Raw genomic sequence first — 16,949 nt, forward strand, 5'->3', positions numbered from 1 at the left:
GCTCTATATTTGCAATCCAATTACGAGGAGAACGAAAGTTTGAAACGCGAAAATAGCTCAGCTGGTAGAGCACGACCTTGCCAAGGTCGGGGTCGCGGGTTCGAGTCCCGTTTTTCGCTCAAAGTAGATATTTAAAATACAATAATACTGAGGCCCCGGTGGTGGAATTGGTAGACACGCAGGACTTAAAATCCTGTGGCCATTAGGCTGTACGGGTTCAAGTCCCGTCTGGGGTACTAAAAAACCTTCAAAATTTAAAAATTTTGAAGGTTTTTTTATAAGTAGAACATAAAATTGTAAATAAAAATGTTAAATATATATAAAATCCAACAGTGTAAATAGCTAGTTGGATTTTTTTATAAATAAAACAGTCTGCTGTATCTGTATATCACCTTAAAATAGAGATAGATTAGTACCTATACAATTACTCAGATACTATCTCGTTTGAAAAATAAGTTATCCCATCACAAATTAAAGGGGTTATTACATTTCCATAGGTGTATATTAATCTGTATTTTTCCTCTTTTTCTACCAAAGCCAAACCATTTGATAAATAACTTATCTCATCATAGATACAAGGGGTTATTGCTTTTCCGGTACTATCTATCAATCCATAGTTGGAATTTTTTCTTATTAAAAATATATCTTTAGGATTTTCTTGAGCAATTCCGAAAGTGAATAGGGTGAAAAAATAATAATGTAAAAAAACGATTTATTTAATTAAAATTATGGTGTTTAAAATATACTTTTATATTAAGTTTAAAATAAAAATATTAATTTATAAGCTATAAATAGATTAATTTATAGCCATAGGCTTTACAATAAAACTCCTTGCAATATAAAGGATGCAATAGAGAAATAGATAATTAATCCGGTAACATCTACCATAGTAGCAACAAAAGGTGCAGATGAGGTAGCAGGGTCGAGTTTAAATAACCTCAGTATAAACGGTATCATTGCACCGGATAATGTACCCCATAAAACAATACCAATTAAAGAGATAGCCACGGTTAAACCTACTAAAGTCCAGTGTGGACCATAATCATAAAAATGTAGATTTTGCCATATGAGAATTCGTACAAAGCCTATAATACCAAGAGTGAGGCCTAAAAGAAGTCCTGAGAAAATTTCTTTCCTCATAACATACCACCAGTCTCTTAGGTTGATTTCTTTCAATGCCATAGCTCGAATGATTAAAGTGGCAGCCTGAGAACCAGAGTTTCCTCCACTGGAAATAATTAAAGGTACAAATAAGGCTAAAACGACAGCTTTTTCTATTTCTTCTTCAAAATGTACCATAGCACTGGCTGTAAGCATTTCTCCTAAAAATAAAATAATTAGCCATCCGGCACGTTTTTTAAATAAAGTTACCAGAGGAGTATCCCGATAAGGAATATCTAGGGCTTCAAGTCCCCCGAATTTTTGAATATCCTCAGTATCTCTTTCCTTAACAATATCCAGTATATCATCAACCGTAACAATGCCTACCAGTATTCCGGTTTCGGATACCACTGGCAAAGCTGTGCGGTCGTAGTCTTCAAAAACATGAATAGCTTCTTCCTGATTCATCATGCTTTGCAAGGCTATAAAATTATCATCTCCCAGTTCTTCCAGTTTAGTATCATCATCAGCTAAAAGTAATTTACCTATCTTGATATCATCTAAAAGTTTATCATTTTGATCAACAATATAAATAAAGTTTAATGTTTCAGCTTTTCTACCAAATTTTTTAATATGTTCAAGAGTGTGTTTAACTGTCCAGTATTTTTTAGCCTGAATATAGTTAGGGGTCATTAATCTTCCGACACTGTCTTCAGGATATCCCAGAAGTTGTAGCGCAATTTTTCTTTCATTTTCATCTAAAAGATTAATTGTATTTTTTATAAGATCATCCGGAAGATCTACGAAAAAATCTGTACGGTCATCAGGAGCCATTTCATTTAAAAGATCAGCAATATCTTTTTTACCTAATCCATGAAGTAATTCCTGTTGAATTTTCGGGTCCAGATAAGTGAAAACCTCAGTTTTCTGTGTTCTGGGCAATAAAAAGAAATTTAAGATACGATCTTTTTCATTTAATTCTTCTAATTGTTCCGCAATGTCATTTGGGTGAAGATCTTCTACAGGAGTGCCTTCAAAGATGTTTTTTTCCATAGACTAACTATTTTAGATTTATTTTCGGAAGAGTTGTGCAAATATAATCCTATTTAACAACTGTACAGCATAACTGAGGGAATTAAATAAAAAATTAACTGCCTCTGTAGGTAGAATAGCCGTAAGGACTTAAAGTAATAGGGACATGATAATGTTTATTATCTTTTATTTCAAATACAATTTGAATATATGGATAAAACGTCTCTGTATTTTTACTTTTAAAGTATGATTCCGTGTAAAAAGTTAAACGGTATAGGCCGGGATTTCCATTTTCACTAAATAAAGGAAGAAATGAGTTAATTCTCCCGTTCGCTTCAGTATAAAGCTTATTAATGAATACCCATTCTCCATCAGGTGTAAGTCTGTCCAGATTTACTAAAACATTTGAGGCTGGAGTTCCGGAGGTAATATCAAGAATATGTGTACTTAACTGAAACTTTTGTTCTTGTGAATAAATTGATAAGTATGTAAATACACATAAAATTAATAGAAAAAGTTTTTTTTTCATAATTCAATTTTTTTAAATTAGTAATGATAGACAAGAACTTATGTTAGTCAGTTAAATGAATAATTTTTATAACAGTAATTATGTTAAACTTCAAAATCTAAATTTTCAGAATCATCAAGTTCCAGCGCCTTAATGCTTTGTATGGCATTACCCGCTATACCTTTAATAGAACCATACATGGAGATGGTATTTTCAATAACTTTATCTATTTGTTTTTCTCTTTGAGACCAGCTTTTCATCATCATTCTTTTTTCTTTGACCAAGTCGTCTTGCATCTGGCTGAATCCTTCCACAATACCCTCTACCCGAAGTTTAAATTCATTTCCTGTAAGGAAGTCATACAGCATTTCCATTTTGTCACCTTTATTTTCCTGTGATTTTAAAATGCTGCTGAATTGTATTATTGAATGTCTTAATACAGCACTAAGTCCTTTAAACTCTTCATAGGTGCAAATCCATATTCCCTCTTTCATCCCCATTCGCTCCATACCCTGGGGCATAACCTCAGTAACCAGTACACCTATATTAGCTTTCTTATCACGTATATCGTTTTTGAACTTCTCAATCCAAGTAGGTTGAAAGTCTTTAGTCCTTTTGCTTTCATAATAGATCGAACCACAATTTTGAATTTCTCGGGTATTTACGATCTGAATACAATCAGCTCCTCTAACACCTTTTTTAATCTCTCCAATGCTGTCTAAAGGAAAATTTTGCATTAACCATTCCTCTATTGCTAGTTCCTGAACTTCACCCTGTAATTGCATAGAACCTAATTCCTGCTTACGTTTCATTTCTTCCGTAAGTTTTTTTTGATCCTCAAGCTGTTTCAAAAGATCTTTAATTTTTAGCTCATTCTTTTCGTCTTCCAGCCTTCTTATTTTTTCCCTTTCCAGAGAAAGAAGTTCATTCATTTTTTTCTGAGATTCAGCCTCAATAGAAGCCCGCAATTCTTCTTTTTCCCTGTTAAGCTTATATATCTCCGCCTGCATTTTATTAAGTTCCTGTATTTTTTCAGATTTTTCTGCAAGTTCTTTTTCGTACAAGGAGATACGCTCTTTATTTTCGTCTTCTATTTTCTTCTTTAGTAAAGATTCAATTTCTAAGGTCTTTTCTTTTGTTATTTTATTAAGCCTTTCCTGAAATAATTCATTCTCCTTCTTTTTTTTAGCCTCAAAATCTTCCTTTTCTTTTTCCAATAAAAGGTTTTTATCCTGTAGCTCTTTTTGAGAAACCATGAATTTTTCCTTATATTCTTTGCGGATAGTATCTTCCAATTGATGTTTCAGGATATCATTTACATCTATTTCAGTACCACAATTGGGGCATTTTATTTGAGTTTGCTGATTCATAAAGTTATAATCGTTGATTAAACATAGAGAAATCAAATATACAAAATATGTAAATGGTTTGTTTTTTAAACCTTCATAGTTTATACGCTAAGCATTTTCAAATATAGAATAAAGTAAAAGGTTTTTTATTAGTAACACGACATGCGCATTGTGTATAGACTATTGTTCGAGTTCAATAATTAAATTTGTTTTTTCAGGAGATATTAAATATTCCTGAGCGTCATACTCAATAGAAACACTTTTTCTATCTGCAGAAATTATAGCTTCTGGATGATTTACATGTTTTATTTTTTTCGGGAATTTATATAACACCTGATACTTGCCTCCCGTAAACATTTGTGTTAAATTTTGTGCTAAAGAATCAGTCTTCATAGCATTTGAAACATACGAAGTTTTTACGAGACGAGAGGTATTCCAATCATAAGTACTTTTAGCCATAAACTCTGTATTTTCCCCCGGAGTATTTTTAGCAGAGTTTAATGTTTGCAGACCTTCTAACGCCTCATTAAGAGCTTTGCTATTAGTGAACATACCGTGTAATCTGATGAAAAATTCTTGCTTGTCTTCATCTTGATGCATAGTTATAGATAAAGGTTTCAGAGCAACTATTTTTTTTTGTTCCTTTAAAGGAAGTTTAGATATGCTGTCTTTTTGCATTTCAAGAAGATCTGAAAAAGAAATAGTAGAATCTTTTGTCATACCTTTAAAAGCAGACGATGAGGAAGTAGGAGCCATTTGCATGAAATTACTGCCATCAATGGTATATGAATATTTAATACGACCATCCGGATGAAAAGTAATTTCTTCTGCAATGGAGCAACTTATAACTATCAAGGATAAAAAAGAAAATAGAAGTGAAAGAATGAATATTTTCATGATATTAGGATTGTTTAAGGTTACTTAAAAATGTCTCTTTTTTCATTGATCCATTGAATTAATCCGGGCTGTAAATTATAAATGATTGTAAAACCAGCCTCCTCAAGGATTTTTGCGGCCTCTAAGCTTCTTACCCCATCCTCACTGTAAACAGCTACCGGATGATTTTTATCTAAAGAATGAATTTGCAGTTTGAAATTTGATGAACTTATATCCATATTTACCGCATCATAAATATGTCCCTGTTTAAACTCATCCAGCGAACGTACATCAACAATTTGAGTAAGTTTAATTCCTACTTCCCATGAAAAATCTGCTGTATTTAAATTCCGAATCGCTGAAATAGCTTCTGTATCTAAAAACTCTTCCTCATTTTCTAAAGGTTTTGATTCAAATACCTCAACTGTTTTAGGTGCTTCAGTAGTTTTTTCTTCCGAAATCGTAAATTCAGGAGTGCCAATTTCCTCATTTTCATCAGAAGAAGTATTTTTAGTAGAAGTAACATCCTTTGTCATTTCTTCTGTGACAGTTTCAATTGATATGGATTTTTCTTCGGAGATATCAACATTTTCCGGTAAAGGATTTGTCTGTATATTAGTTATGGATTCCGTTTTTGGGGTAGCAATAACCTTATTTCTTTTTCTTGTTAATTTAAATAATTGATCTTCTATAACCTTTTTGTCTAAAATATCATTTTCTAAATTCTTTTTATTTAAATTGTAGTTGCTTAATGCCAGTTTGCTTTTAGGGTTTTTGTCTAAAATAGCTTTAGCTCTAATATATTTTTCATTGTTAATAGTCAGGTTAGCCATCTTTTTTGATAAAATCTTTTTATAAGCAATAATTTTTAAAGAGTCTTCAGAAAGTGAGGAAGCAGAAGATAATTGAGTATTTTCATATGTTTTATTGGATAGGTCAGTCTTTTTTACTGGTTTATTTCCTTTGCGGGAAGCTTCGGATGAATAGACTTTTTTATTCTCTTTTTGTTTAGGTTCTTTTAACTTACTAACGCTATCACTGTTTATTCGGTTTGTTTTTTTTGTAATATGAGAATCAGTACGACTGGGTTTTTCTATAAAACGATTATCAGTTAATTCTGATTTTTTTTTAGTTTTTTCAGAATAAGTCAGAGGGGATTTTTTATTTTTTTGTGAAGAAACTGCCTTTTCTTTTTTTGGCTGCAATTTTTTTACATCAGAGCTTTGCTTCTTTTGACCGTCTTTATCGGAAGTAGGTTTTTTGGACTCTGAATTTGCCGGTGAATTAACCGTATATCTGGGTATATCTGTAGTTAACCTGCCAATTTCAGGAGGTGTGTCGTATACAGTATTATTTGTATGTCCTAAATTACCACTTTTACATGAAAGCAATAAAAAAAGAAGACTAAACAAGATGAAAAATAAATTCTTCATTAAAGGGGATGTTTTTAAAAGTCAAAAATAACTATTTTTGTAAGGATATGAAAAGATTTATTTACTCGATACTTAGCGGATTGCTTTTTGCCTTTTCGTGGCCAACGTACGGATTCCCCTTTTTACTCTTTTTGGCATTTGTTCCGTTATTGCTTTTAGAGCATGAAATAGTGGTAAAAAAAGAAAAACGTTCTTACGGAAAAGTATTTGGATATTCCTATATATCTTTTTTTATCTGGAACTATGGAGCAACTCAATGGCTACACTATTCTCAAAATCCTGATGGTAGTCTTTCCTGGATGGCTTTTCTGTTTCCGGTTTTTATTAATAGTCTTCTCATGTCGTTGGTTTTTATTCTGTTTCATTTTGTTAAAAAACGAGCCGGAACATGGTATGGGATTTTCTTTTTCCCTATTATCTGGGTTTGTTTCGAAAAATTTCATCTTAGCTGGGAAATGTCCTGGCCTTGGCTTAATTTGGGTAATGCATTTGCAGAGTATCCGCAAATTATTCAATGGTACGAAGTAACCGGAACATTTGGAGGAACCCTCTGGATTATAATTATAAATTTAATTATATTTTATCATATTAGAGCCTTTCAGGTAACTCGTGAAAAAATTTATATCTGGAAACCCGTTTATTATTCAATCCTGGTTATCGGTGTTCCTGTGGCCCTGTCTTTGGTAATGTATAGAACGTATCAGGAAAAATCGGAGCAATCATTGGAGGTTGTTTTAGCTCAGCCGGATTTAGATCCATATACAGAAAAATACACCCAGAGCGGAGAAACAGTTCTTAGCGGTATATTATCATCTGTAGATAGTACTATAACAAATAAAACAAAATTTATTGTAGCTCCGGAAACCGCTTTCCCCGGGAGAGGATTTGTTTATGTTAATAATTTTCAAAATGATCCTTACATAGATAGTATCAGAAGGTGGATGAAAATGAAGCATTCCCAGATCAGTTTTGTATCCGGAGTTTCATTAGCCGAAGCTTATTCCGGTCAGGAAACCCCAACCGCACGATATACAGGAGACAGAAATGTATGGGTAGATCTTTATAATTCAGCTATACAGTTAGACTTACCGGGTACCATACAACATTATAATAAATCCAAACTGGTCGTAGGAGTAGAGCATTTTCCTTATTCCTCGATCTTAAAGCCATTGATTGGAGATTACATGTTAAATTTTGGAGGTACCATGGAAAGTTTGGGAACTCAAAATCACCCTACAGTCTTTACCAATAAAAAAAATAAAGCAAAAATAGCACCGGTCATTTGCTATGAAAGTATTTACGGAGAATACGTAGGCGAATATGTTAAAAGCGGAGCTAACGTTCTGTTTATAATGACAAATGATTCCTGGTGGAGTGATTCTCAAGGGCACAAACAATTATTAGCTTATGCAAGGCTAAGAGCAATTGAAACCCGTAGAGACATAGCGCGTTCTGCCAATAGTGGAATATCCGCTTTTATTAATCAAAAAGGAGATATAATTGAGCAATTGCCCTACGGATACAGGGGAGCATTGAAAGGAGAAATTAATTTAAATTCAGAATTAACTTTTTATTCCAAATATGGTGATGTCATTGCAAGGATTTCATTAATTGCTGCCGGAATAATTATAGCCTATGTTTTATCTAAAATAATTATAGTATGGTTGAAACCTAGGAAAACAAAGACATCACAAATAAACTTTAAAAATAAAAAGTAAAAAAGTTGTAAGAGTGAATTTTTATTTGTTAATTTGCAACCCAATTCAAAACAAGAAAATTTATTTACATAACATAAAGAATAATGGCTAGAATTTGTCAAATAACAGGAAAGCGTGCAATGGTAGGAAATAATGTGTCGCATGCTAATAACAAGACGAAAAGACGTTTTGAGATAAATTTGATGGAAAAAAAATTCTACTTACCATCACAAGACGCTTGGATTTTTCTTAAAGTGTCAGCACATGGTTTAAGAATTATAGATAAAATAGGAATTGAAGAAGCTGTAGCAAGAGCTCGTAAACAAGGTCTTGTCAATTACTAAAATTTAATTTAGATTACAAAAGAAAATGGCAAAGAAAGGAAACAGAGTACAGGTAATCTTAGAATGTACTGAACATAAAGAAAGCGGAATGCCGGGAGTGTCTCGTTACATTACGACTAAAAATAAAAAAAATACTCCGGAAAGAATTGAATTGAAAAAATTCAATCCGGTATTAAAGAAATACACAACTCATAAAGAAATTAAATAATTAAGTCATGGCAAAGAAGGTTGTAGCTACATTACGTACAGAATCTAAAAAAATGACTAAAGTAATCAAAATGGTTAAGTCTCCTAAAACAGGTGCTTACGTATTTGATGAAAAAGTTGTAAATGCAGACAGCGTTGATGCATTTTTAAAACAGAAATAGTTTTCATAACATAGGTTTTTAAGGTTTTAAAAAATCATTCACTTTTATGTGAATGATTTTTTTTATTTTTGTGTTTATATAATAGTTTATGAGCTGGTTTAAGAAAATTTTCGGGAAAGAGACAAAAGAAACACTTGATAAAGGATTAGAGAAATCCAATAAATCATTTTTTGATAAAGTAGGAAGAGCGATTGCAGGAAAAAGCAAAGTGGATGATGAGGTACTGGATGAGTTGGAAGAAGTCCTTATTTCTTCTGATGTAGGAGTAGAGACCACTGTCAAAGTAATCAAAAAAATTGAAGAAAGGGTAGCCAGAGATAAATTCATGAATACTTCTGAATTAGATCAGATTTTAAGAGAAGAGATCATGAATCTTTTGGCTGAAAATAAAGACTCCGATTCTGAATTTGAAATTCCTAAAGATAAAAAGCCATATGTAATTATGGTGGTAGGCGTAAATGGAGTAGGAAAAACGACAACTATTGGGAAGTTGGCTCATCAATTTAAGCAGCAGGGTAAAAAAGTTGTTTTGGGAGCAGCTGATACCTTTAGAGCTGCAGCTGTTGATCAGCTTGTTATATGGTCAGAAAGAGTAGGTGTGCCTATAGTTAAGCAGGAGATGGGTTCTGATCCGGCCTCCGTTGCTTTTGATACCGTACAGTCAGCCAAAGCGCAGGATGCTGATGTAGTTCTTATTGATACTGCGGGACGTCTGCACAATAAAGTGAACCTGATGAATGAGCTTTCAAAAATTAAAAGAGTTATGCAAAAGGTAATTCCTGATGCTCCCCATGAAGTGCTATTGGTATTAGATGGTTCAACCGGTCAGAATGCTTTTGAACAGGCTAAACAATTTACCGCAGCTACGGAAGTTACTGCTCTGGCTATAACCAAACTCGATGGAACTGCTAAAGGGGGTGTGGTTATAGGTATATCTGATCAATTTAAAATTCCAGTTAAATATATTGGTGTTGGTGAAGGAATGGACGATCTACAGCCTTTTAACAAATATGAGTTTGTTGATAGTTTCTTTAAAACTAATTAGATAATAAAATTTATATAAAAAATAATAATTATACAGTATATAGGGTGGATTTAAATCCACCTTTTTTTTCTAAATTCATATAAGGTCTTTACAAAAATTTTCATTTCTTCCGGAGTTCCTAGTGTTACTCTGTTCCATTGAGTGAGAGGAATAAATATTCTCCCAACTTTTATTCCTTCAGAATTAAGACGCTGGATGTATAATTTCAAATCTCCGGGAATATGATAAAAAATGAAATTTGCCTGAGAGGGTAAAAATCGGATTCCCAACTCATTCATAGCCGTCTCAGTTATTTTTCTTGAAGAATTTGTAGAAGATAAGCTTCGGGTTAAAAAGGCTGAATCCTTTAAAGAAGCAGATGCTGCTACCAGACCGGAAATATTGAGATTGTCAACGGACAGGAATGCATTTATTTTTTTACTTGTTTCAGGAGTTGCAATTCCATAACCTATCCTGTATCCTGCCATAGCATAAACTTTTGAAAATGTTTTAGTTACCAGTACATTATTTCTTAAATTCAAAATATGATTTATACCACTTTGGAATTTTAAATCAGTAACATATTCGGCATATGCTTCATCCATTAAAAAAAATGTATTTTCTGGATTAGCATCTGCTATCCATTTTTCAATACTATCGGAAGAAGTTAAAGTAGCAGTAGGGTTATTGGGATTGCATAAATAACATAGAGATACGCCGTTAAATTCTTCTGCAGCTTTTTTCATTGCAGTTATATCCATGCGAAAATTACTATCAAGAGGAATTCGGGAAATGGTAACACCTAAATTTTCTGCATAATCTGCAATTAAATCAAAAGTCGGGTCTGGTAATATAATTTGTAATTTTTTATTTTCCTGTAGACTTTTAAAAATGCAGAAATGAGTGATAGCTCGTATAATATCTGAAGAGCCAGAACCCAGACTAATATGGGAAGGAGTTACGTTAAATTTATCCGCCAGTTGTTTCCTTAAATTGGAAGCTTCAGCATCCGGGTATCTAAATGAATTTTTTAAACTTTTTTTTATGGCTGTTTCAGCCATTGAAGAAATTCCAAGACTATTTTCATTAAAATTAAGTAATAAAGGAGAGTCATTTTTATTCGATAGGCTTTCGAACTCTTCTGTAAGCACTGTAGAACCTGCACGGGTTATTCCTGTAAAAAGTAATCCGGCAAAAGCCGTTCCGGATAATTTTAGTAAATCTCTTCTGTTCATAAGTAATAGAATAATATAAGCATAGGCAAGTTAATAATTAATATAATATCAAAAAAGATATTAGGTAGTAATTTGTAATATTTCAGTTATTGCATAGCTTTATTTACAAACCCAAAAAATAACAAAATTGTGAAATAAAAAGTTTTATTGAAAAATTAAGATAAGGAAAGCGCTTAAAATTTATGCGCTTTTCTTATCTATAACTATTTTATAAAAGCTGTCCGATTTCTTTTTCGACTGAATTAACAATACTTTCACTGTCAATTATATTGGCAGCTTTATTAATTTCCGGATACATAACTCTATCTTTGGAAAATGGTTCAATTTGATCCCTGATAATATTATAGGCGATTTGGGTTCCTTTTCCTAATTTTTTATTTGAAGAATCAGTTGCAAGATCAATCGCTTGAGTAGCCGCAAGCAACTCAATGGCAATTACATTTTTTGTATTTTGATAAATATTTTGAGCTTTTCTTGCTGCAATTGTGCCCATACTTACATGATCTTCCTGATTTGCAGAAGAAGGTATTGAGTCTACACTTGCCGGATGCGCCAGAACTTTATTTTCTGAAACTAAGGCTGCAGCTACATACTGCGTAATCATAAAACCGGAATGCAATCCCCCCTGTTGAGTTAAAAATGCAGGTAAATCATTATTGAGGGAAGGATTTACTAATCGTTCAATTCTACGTTCAGAAATATTAGCTATTTCAGCAATAGCTATCCCTAAAAAATCAAAAGGTAAAGCCATGGGTTGACCATGAAAATGACCTCCGGAAATTGCTAATTTTTTTTCTGGAAATATAATAGGATTATCTGTAACAGAATTTATTTCTATTTCAATTTTATTTTTCACATAGTTAAAAGTATCCCAACTGGCTCCATGTACCTGAGGTACGCATCGCAATGAATAAGCATCTTGAACACGGATTTCACCCTGTCGGGTAGTCCTTTCACTCCCGTTTAGCAAAGAAAGTAAATTTTTAGCACTGTTTATTTGTCCTTGATGAGGTCGTAAGGCATGGAGTTCAGGAATAAATGGATCGGTAATTCCCTGAAGAGCTTCTATAGACAAAGAAGCCGAAATGTCTGCCAGTTTCATCAAATTGATAGAGTCATAACATGTTAAAGCTCCGGCGGCAGTCATAACTTGTGTACCGTTAATTAATGCCAGACCTTCTTTGGAAACCAGCTCAATGATTTGAATTCCGGCTTCTTTCATAGCTTCAGCACCCGGAAGAAGTTTTCCTTTGTAATAAGCCTCACCTTCACCTATCATAGGTAGAACCATATGAGCCAGAGGAGCAAGATCACCACTGGCACCTAAAGATCCCTTTTCCGGAATTGCAGGATATAATCCTTTGTTAAGCATGTCCACCAAAACCTGCATAGTGCTGAGTCGTATTCCCGAGAAACCTTTTGCAAGATTGTTCAGGCGTAATAAAATGATAGCCCGGGTAACTTCTTCGGAAAAATGATTTCCAACTCCACAGGCATGGCTGATAATAAGATTTCTTTGAAGTTCTACTGCTTGATCCTTAGAAATATGCACAGAACTGAAATCTCCAAAGCCAGTGGTAATCCCATATACAATTTCACCGGACTCTACGAGTTGGTCTACGTATTCTCTTGATTGGTTAATTTTTGATATTGCATCCTCAGTTAAATTTACTTTACAATGATGTCTTGAGACAGCAACGACATCCTCTAAAGTCAGATGATTTCCGTCTAATAATAGGTTTTTCATTATAATTTTGTTGTTTAGTTTATTTCCAATGATAAAAAAGTTCCCATACAAATCTGGCGGCTACTCTTGCACATAGAGAATCACGATCCAGCAGAGGATTAAATTCTACTACATCAGCTCCGGCTAATTTGTTAGTACCGGAAATAACGGGAAGTAATTGATGTAAAAGAGTAGCATCCACTCCCAATGAGCTGGGTGCAGACACTGCAAACATTGAAGAAGGAGGTAAAACATCCAAATCAATAGTCAAATAAATAATGTCAGTTGTTGCAATAAAATCTAGTATTTGCTGATTAATGTGATCTAAATGTAAATATTGGCACTCAGTGTCCCATATAATACGAACGTTTAAATTCTCAGCAGTCTCAAGCAGGGCTTGGGTGTTAGCAGCTTTACTCGCACCTATGCAGAGATAATTAAAGTTTCGGTTATTTGATTTGCAATATTCAAATAATTGAAGAAAAGGGGTTCCCGAAGAATATTTATTATTCGATCGGATATCTAAATGAGCATCCAGATTAATAATTCCTATAGTTGCATCAGGATATGAATTATATAAACCCATACCATGAGCAAAAGCAGTTTCATGTCCTCCTCCGATAACTAGAGTTTTCATACTTTGGGAATGACATTGTTCAACATATTTTGTAAGAAGTTGCTGACCTTCGGAAAGAAGACCATTACAAATAATATTTCCCATATCAATCAATGAAAGAGGATGCGGATGGTAAGCAAAATTTGCCAAAGCTTTTTTAAGGATGTCCGGACTTTTTTTTGCTCCTGTGATTCCTTTATTAATTCGTACTCCCTCGTCACAGCAAAATCCTAACAAAGCTATTTGTTCCGGATATTTTTCAGGATTAAAGCTCTCTTCTTTAATGATTGATTGGAATACTCGTAAAGCAGTAGCGCTTTCTTCTAAATCATTTCTGCCCTGCCAGACTTCAGCAGGTGTTTTTTCCCAGAATGTTTTCATAATATCAGAATTTATGTGTAATATTCCCCTGAAATATTCTGTATTTCAAGGGATTTCTACCTAATTCATAAAAGATTTCCACCGGATTTTTAACGTTCCAGATACAAAAATCAGCCATATATCCTTTTTTTATTTGTCCGTGAGTATTTTCTCTTTTCAAAGCTTTTGCAGCATTCTTGGTTACCCCTAAAAGAGCTTCTTTAGGTGTTAATCCGAATTGTACACAGGCAGCATTCATTGCCAGCCGAAGCGAAGCGAAGGGACTCGTTCCAGGATTAAGATCGGTAGAAACGGCAATTGGGATTTTATATTTCCTAAGTAAATCAATGGGAGGCTTCTGTTTTTCCCTGAGAAAATAATAGGCTAAAGGTAATACTGTTGCTACAGTTCTGGATCTGCTTAATTTTTTAATATTTTCTTCATCCAGATATTCAATGTGGTCTACTGACAGACCGTTAAATTCAGCAACCAATCCGCTACCGCCTAAATTAGAGAGTTGATCCACATGTCCTTTTACCGGAATATCCATAGTGGTTGCACATTCAAAAAGCTTTTTCGTTTGAGCATAAGTAAAGCCAACATTTTCACAAAATACATCCACAGCTTCAAATAATCCTTCTTTCCATAAAGTAGGAAGTATTACAGAGCAGATAAGTTCCATATACTCGTCAGATTTATCCTTATATTCAGGAGGAACTGTATGAGCGGAAAGCAGTGTATTTACTATTTCAACCGGATGATTCAAACCTAATTTTTTTGATACTTTCAATTGCTTACGCTCATTGATTAGATCCAGTCCATAACCTGATTTAGACTCAAGTGTGGTAACTCCTTCCAGAATCAAAGCATTTAATCTTTCTTCAGCTAGTTTATACAAAGTGTTTTCATCTGAGATTCGGGTAGCTTTAACCGTAGAGTTAATACCTCCTCCTTTTTGTGCAATTTCAACGTAAGGAACTCCATTTAATCTCATTTCCCATTCCTTTGCTCTGTCACCTCCAAAAACCAGATGAGTATGACAATCAATAAAACCCGGAATCAATAATCCGTTTTCAGCATCTATTTTATTTATATATTCAGGATAATCAACCTGGCCTTCTTCAACTAAAGCCTCTATTTTGTTATCCCTAACAATTAAATCAAAATTTTGAAGTATATTATATTCTGTTTCAACAGAATCATCAAGAGTAACAATTCTGGCATTTTGCCAAACTATATCCCCTTTTTTTATTTTAAACATAATAGATATTTATGGTGGGTTGAACTTTAAAAAAATCACATGGAATATTTATAAATGTTCCATGTGATAAAATAAAATTTACTCAATTAATTTAACTTATCATAGGAAGGTCAAGTCCGTTTTCTTTAGCACAATCAATGGCAATTTCATATCCGGCATCTGCATGACGCATAACTCCGGTGGCCGGATCATTAAATAACACTCTGGCTAGCCTTCGATCCGCATCTTCACTACCATCGCATAAAATAACGACTCCCGAATGCTGGGAGAAACCAATACCAACACCTCCGCCATGGTGAATACTTACCCAGGTAGCTCCTCCTGCAGTATTCAAAAGGGCATTAAGCAAAGGCCAGTCAGATACAGCATCAGAACCGTCTTTCATAGCCTCGGTTTCCCGATTAGGGCTAGCTACGGATCCGGAGTCCAGATGATCTCTTCCAATTACAATAGGCGCTTTCAGTTCTCCGTTTCTTACCATTTCATTGAAAGCAAGGCCCAGACGCTTTCTGTTTTTTAGTCCTACCCAACAGATTCGGGCCGGAAGCCCTTGAAATTCAATTCTGTCTTTTGCCATATCCAGCCAATTATGTAAGTGAGGATCATCTGGAATCAGCTCTTTGACTTTTTGATCTGTTTTATAGATATCTTCCGGATCACCGGAAAGGGCAACCCATCGGAATGGACCTATACCTTCACAAAATAGAGGCCTTATGTAAGCAGGAACAAAGCCTGGGAAATTAAAAGCATTTTGAACTCCTTCTTCCCATGCCATTTGTCGTATGTTGTTGCCATAATCTAAAGCTATCGATCCCTTTTCTTGTAAATTCAATATAGCTTTTACCTGTTTGGCCATACTTTTACGTGAAGCAGACTCCACCTCTTTCGGGCTGGTTTCCCTTTTTTCTTTCCACTGTTCCATGGTCCAGCCGGAAGGCAAATATCCGTTGATAGGATCGTGAGCACTGGTTTGATCAGTAACTACGTCTGGAACAATATTTTTTTGAGCCAGCTCTTCAAAAATATCAGCTGCATTTCCTAAAAGTCCTACAGAAACAGCTTTGCCTTGTCCATGAGACTCTTCAATCATAGAAAGTGCTTCTTCCAGATTCTTTGCTTTTTTATCTACATAGCGGGTTTTCAGACGGAAATCAATACGGGATTCGTCGCATTCAATCGCTAACATACTAAAGCCTGCCATAGTTGCTGCCAGTGGCTGAGCTCCTCCCATACCACCCAAACCGGCGGTAAGAATCCATTTTCCTTGTGATTTTCCATTAAAATGTTTCTTAGCAACAGCACAAAACGTCTCATATGTACCTTGCACAATTCCCTGAGAACCAATATAAATCCACGAACCTGCAGTCATCTGTCCATACATCATAAGCCCTAATTTATCCAGCTCATGAAACTTATCCCAGGTTGCCCAGTTAGGAACAATATTAGAATTAGCTATAAGCACTCTGGGAGCATCTTTATGAGTAGGAAATACTCCTACGGGCTTTCCCGACTGAACTAACAAGGTATGTTCATCATCTAAACGTTTAAGAACTTCAAGTATTTTGTCAAAGCATTCCCAGGTTCTTGCAGCCCGGCCGATTCCGCCATACACAACCAGGCTTTCCGGATGTTCGGCTACTTCTGCATCCAGATTGTTCTGAATCATTCTGTAAACAGCTTCTGTCTGCCAGCTTTTGCAAGTTAACTGATTTCCCCTTGGGGATTGGATACTACGACTTTTGTCAATTCTATGTGGCATAGTTTTTAAAATTTATAAATTGTACTAATTATGTATTGGATTTAAGGATGTATTTTTCCAGATAGGCCATCCTTAGTGTTTTTGATTGGGGTAAATATAGAAAATTTAATTACTGAAAATCATTGATTTTTTATGATAAGATAAGATATTTGAATAAAATTAATTTATATAAATAAAATAATTTATTGTTCAATTTATGTTAATTATTTCTATTTTTAACTTTTTATATTAGCCCGCAAATCAAAAACTAAAACCCAAAA

At 34.2% G+C, this 16,949-nt stretch carries 16 protein-coding genes and 2 tRNA genes; 7 read left to right on the top strand and 11 right to left on the bottom strand.

All coding sequences use genetic code 11. The annotated features are described in order from the left end of the window. Positions 1–46 precede the first annotated feature (46 nt). Both EOV51_RS06725 and EOV51_RS06730 read left to right on the top strand, forming a co-directional pair. Positions 47–119, top strand: a tRNA-Gly gene (locus EOV51_RS06725). Positions 120–152: 33 nt separating this feature from the next. After that, positions 153–236, top strand: a tRNA-Leu gene (locus EOV51_RS06730). Between the two features lie 188 nt (positions 237–424). Here the strand turns inward: EOV51_RS06730 and EOV51_RS14640 are convergent. The 6 genes from EOV51_RS14640 to EOV51_RS06760 all read right to left on the bottom strand — a co-directional run bounded on the left by EOV51_RS14640 (position 425) and on the right by EOV51_RS06760 (position 6,299). After that, entirely contained in the window at positions 425–610 is a 186-nt protein-coding gene (locus EOV51_RS14640) for a WG repeat-containing protein (RefSeq protein WP_164875256.1), read from the bottom strand. Positions 611–816: 206 nt separating this feature from the next. After that, a complete protein-coding gene (mgtE, locus tag EOV51_RS06740) occupies positions 817–2,154 on the bottom strand; it encodes a magnesium transporter (RefSeq protein WP_128151165.1) in 1,338 nt (445 codons plus the stop codon). A 94-nt stretch (positions 2,155–2,248) separates the two neighbouring features. Continuing rightward, a complete protein-coding gene (gene uraH / locus EOV51_RS06745) occupies positions 2,249–2,662 on the bottom strand; it encodes a hydroxyisourate hydrolase (RefSeq protein ID WP_128151167.1) in 414 nt (137 codons plus the stop codon). 83 nt (positions 2,663–2,745) lie between these two features. Then, positions 2,746–4,011 (bottom strand): DUF2130 domain-containing protein, encoded by a 1,266-nt coding sequence (locus EOV51_RS06750; RefSeq protein ID WP_128151169.1) that lies wholly within the window; start codon positions 4,009–4,011, stop codon positions 2,746–2,748. 159 nt (positions 4,012–4,170) lie between these two features. Continuing rightward, positions 4,171–4,887 (bottom strand): hypothetical protein, encoded by a 717-nt coding sequence (locus tag EOV51_RS06755; RefSeq protein WP_128151171.1) that lies wholly within the window; start codon positions 4,885–4,887, stop codon positions 4,171–4,173. Between the two features lie 20 nt (positions 4,888–4,907). Continuing rightward, complete coding sequence (locus tag EOV51_RS06760; RefSeq protein WP_128151173.1) at positions 4,908–6,299, bottom strand: rhodanese-like domain-containing protein; 1,392 nt, start codon at positions 6,297–6,299, stop codon at positions 4,908–4,910. A 47-nt stretch (positions 6,300–6,346) separates the two neighbouring features. On the opposite strand from EOV51_RS06760, the gene lnt reads away from it, so the two are divergent. The 5 genes from lnt to ftsY all read left to right on the top strand — a co-directional run bounded on the left by lnt (position 6,347) and on the right by ftsY (position 9,753). Further along, positions 6,347–8,017, top strand: coding sequence for an apolipoprotein N-acyltransferase (gene lnt / locus EOV51_RS06765; RefSeq protein WP_128151174.1), 1,671 nt, complete (start codon positions 6,347–6,349; stop codon positions 8,015–8,017). An 83-nt stretch (positions 8,018–8,100) separates the two neighbouring features. Further along, complete coding sequence (gene rpmB, locus EOV51_RS06770) at positions 8,101–8,340, top strand: 50S ribosomal protein L28 (protein WP_128151176.1); 240 nt, start codon at positions 8,101–8,103, stop codon at positions 8,338–8,340. 25 nt (positions 8,341–8,365) lie between these two features. After that, positions 8,366–8,548 carry a 50S ribosomal protein L33 gene (gene rpmG / locus EOV51_RS06775; RefSeq protein ID WP_128151178.1) on the top strand — a complete coding sequence of 61 codons (183 nt, stop codon included), beginning with the start codon at positions 8,366–8,368 and terminating at the stop codon, positions 8,546–8,548. A gap of 7 nt (positions 8,549–8,555) precedes the next feature. Next, entirely contained in the window at positions 8,556–8,708 is a 153-nt protein-coding gene (locus tag EOV51_RS06780) for a DUF4295 domain-containing protein (protein ID WP_128151180.1), read from the top strand. 88 nt (positions 8,709–8,796) lie between these two features. After that, positions 8,797–9,753 (top strand): signal recognition particle-docking protein FtsY, encoded by a 957-nt coding sequence (gene ftsY, locus EOV51_RS06785; protein WP_128151182.1) that lies wholly within the window; start codon positions 8,797–8,799, stop codon positions 9,751–9,753. Between the two features lie 50 nt (positions 9,754–9,803). Here ftsY and EOV51_RS06790 read toward each other — a convergent pair whose 3' ends face one another. From EOV51_RS06790 to hutU, 5 genes are all read right to left on the bottom strand, one after another. Then, a complete protein-coding gene (locus EOV51_RS06790) occupies positions 9,804–10,967 on the bottom strand; it encodes a pyridoxal phosphate-dependent aminotransferase (RefSeq protein WP_128151184.1) in 1,164 nt (387 codons plus the stop codon). A 208-nt stretch (positions 10,968–11,175) separates the two neighbouring features. Further along, complete coding sequence (hutH, locus tag EOV51_RS06795) at positions 11,176–12,714, bottom strand: histidine ammonia-lyase (protein WP_128151186.1); 1,539 nt, start codon at positions 12,712–12,714, stop codon at positions 11,176–11,178. A gap of 19 nt (positions 12,715–12,733) precedes the next feature. Next, positions 12,734–13,690, bottom strand: a complete 957-nt coding sequence (hutG, locus tag EOV51_RS06800) for a formimidoylglutamase (RefSeq protein WP_128151188.1) — start codon at positions 13,688–13,690, stop codon at positions 12,734–12,736. 4 nt (positions 13,691–13,694) lie between these two features. Then, positions 13,695–14,930 (bottom strand): imidazolonepropionase, encoded by a 1,236-nt coding sequence (gene hutI, locus EOV51_RS06805; protein WP_128151190.1) that lies wholly within the window; start codon positions 14,928–14,930, stop codon positions 13,695–13,697. A 91-nt stretch (positions 14,931–15,021) separates the two neighbouring features. Then, positions 15,022–16,689: a urocanate hydratase gene (hutU, locus tag EOV51_RS06810; protein ID WP_128151192.1), complete on the bottom strand. Its 1,668-nt coding sequence runs from the start codon at positions 16,687–16,689 to the stop codon at positions 15,022–15,024. Between the last annotated feature and the right edge of the window lie 260 nt (positions 16,690–16,949).

The organism is Apibacter raozihei (genome assembly GCF_004014855.1).
GTDB classification, from domain to species: domain Bacteria; phylum Bacteroidota; class Bacteroidia; order Flavobacteriales; family Weeksellaceae; genus Apibacter; species Apibacter raozihei.

Bases quoted from the DNA above. Each gene is read 5' to 3' on its own strand.
- hutH (WP_128151186.1), bottom strand. From the start codon at position 12,714: ATGAAAAACCTATTATTAGACGGAAATCATCTGACTTTAGAGGATGTC.
- uraH (WP_128151167.1), bottom strand. From the start codon at position 2,662: ATGAAAAAAAAACTTTTTCTATTAATTTTATGTGTATTTACATACTTA.
- EOV51_RS06790 (WP_128151184.1), bottom strand. From the start codon at position 10,967: ATGAACAGAAGAGATTTACTAAAATTATCCGGAACGGCTTTTGCCGGA.
- hutU (WP_128151192.1), bottom strand. From the start codon at position 16,689: ATGCCACATAGAATTGACAAAAGTCGTAGTATCCAATCCCCAAGGGGA.
- rpmB (WP_128151176.1), top strand. From the start codon at position 8,101: ATGGCTAGAATTTGTCAAATAACAGGAAAGCGTGCAATGGTAGGAAAT.
- lnt (WP_128151174.1), top strand. From the start codon at position 6,347: ATGAAAAGATTTATTTACTCGATACTTAGCGGATTGCTTTTTGCCTTT.
- EOV51_RS06760 (WP_128151173.1), bottom strand. From the start codon at position 6,299: ATGAAGAATTTATTTTTCATCTTGTTTAGTCTTCTTTTTTTATTGCTT.
- rpmG (WP_128151178.1), top strand. From the start codon at position 8,366: ATGGCAAAGAAAGGAAACAGAGTACAGGTAATCTTAGAATGTACTGAA.
- hutI (WP_128151190.1), bottom strand. From the start codon at position 14,930: ATGTTTAAAATAAAAAAAGGGGATATAGTTTGGCAAAATGCCAGAATT.
- EOV51_RS06755 (WP_128151171.1), bottom strand. From the start codon at position 4,887: ATGAAAATATTCATTCTTTCACTTCTATTTTCTTTTTTATCCTTGATA.
- ftsY (WP_128151182.1), top strand. From the start codon at position 8,797: ATGAGCTGGTTTAAGAAAATTTTCGGGAAAGAGACAAAAGAAACACTT.
- mgtE (WP_128151165.1), bottom strand. From the start codon at position 2,154: ATGGAAAAAAACATCTTTGAAGGCACTCCTGTAGAAGATCTTCACCCA.
- EOV51_RS06780 (WP_128151180.1), top strand. From the start codon at position 8,556: ATGGCAAAGAAGGTTGTAGCTACATTACGTACAGAATCTAAAAAAATG.
- hutG (WP_128151188.1), bottom strand. From the start codon at position 13,690: ATGAAAACATTCTGGGAAAAAACACCTGCTGAAGTCTGGCAGGGCAGA.
- EOV51_RS06750 (WP_128151169.1), bottom strand. From the start codon at position 4,011: ATGAATCAGCAAACTCAAATAAAATGCCCCAATTGTGGTACTGAAATA.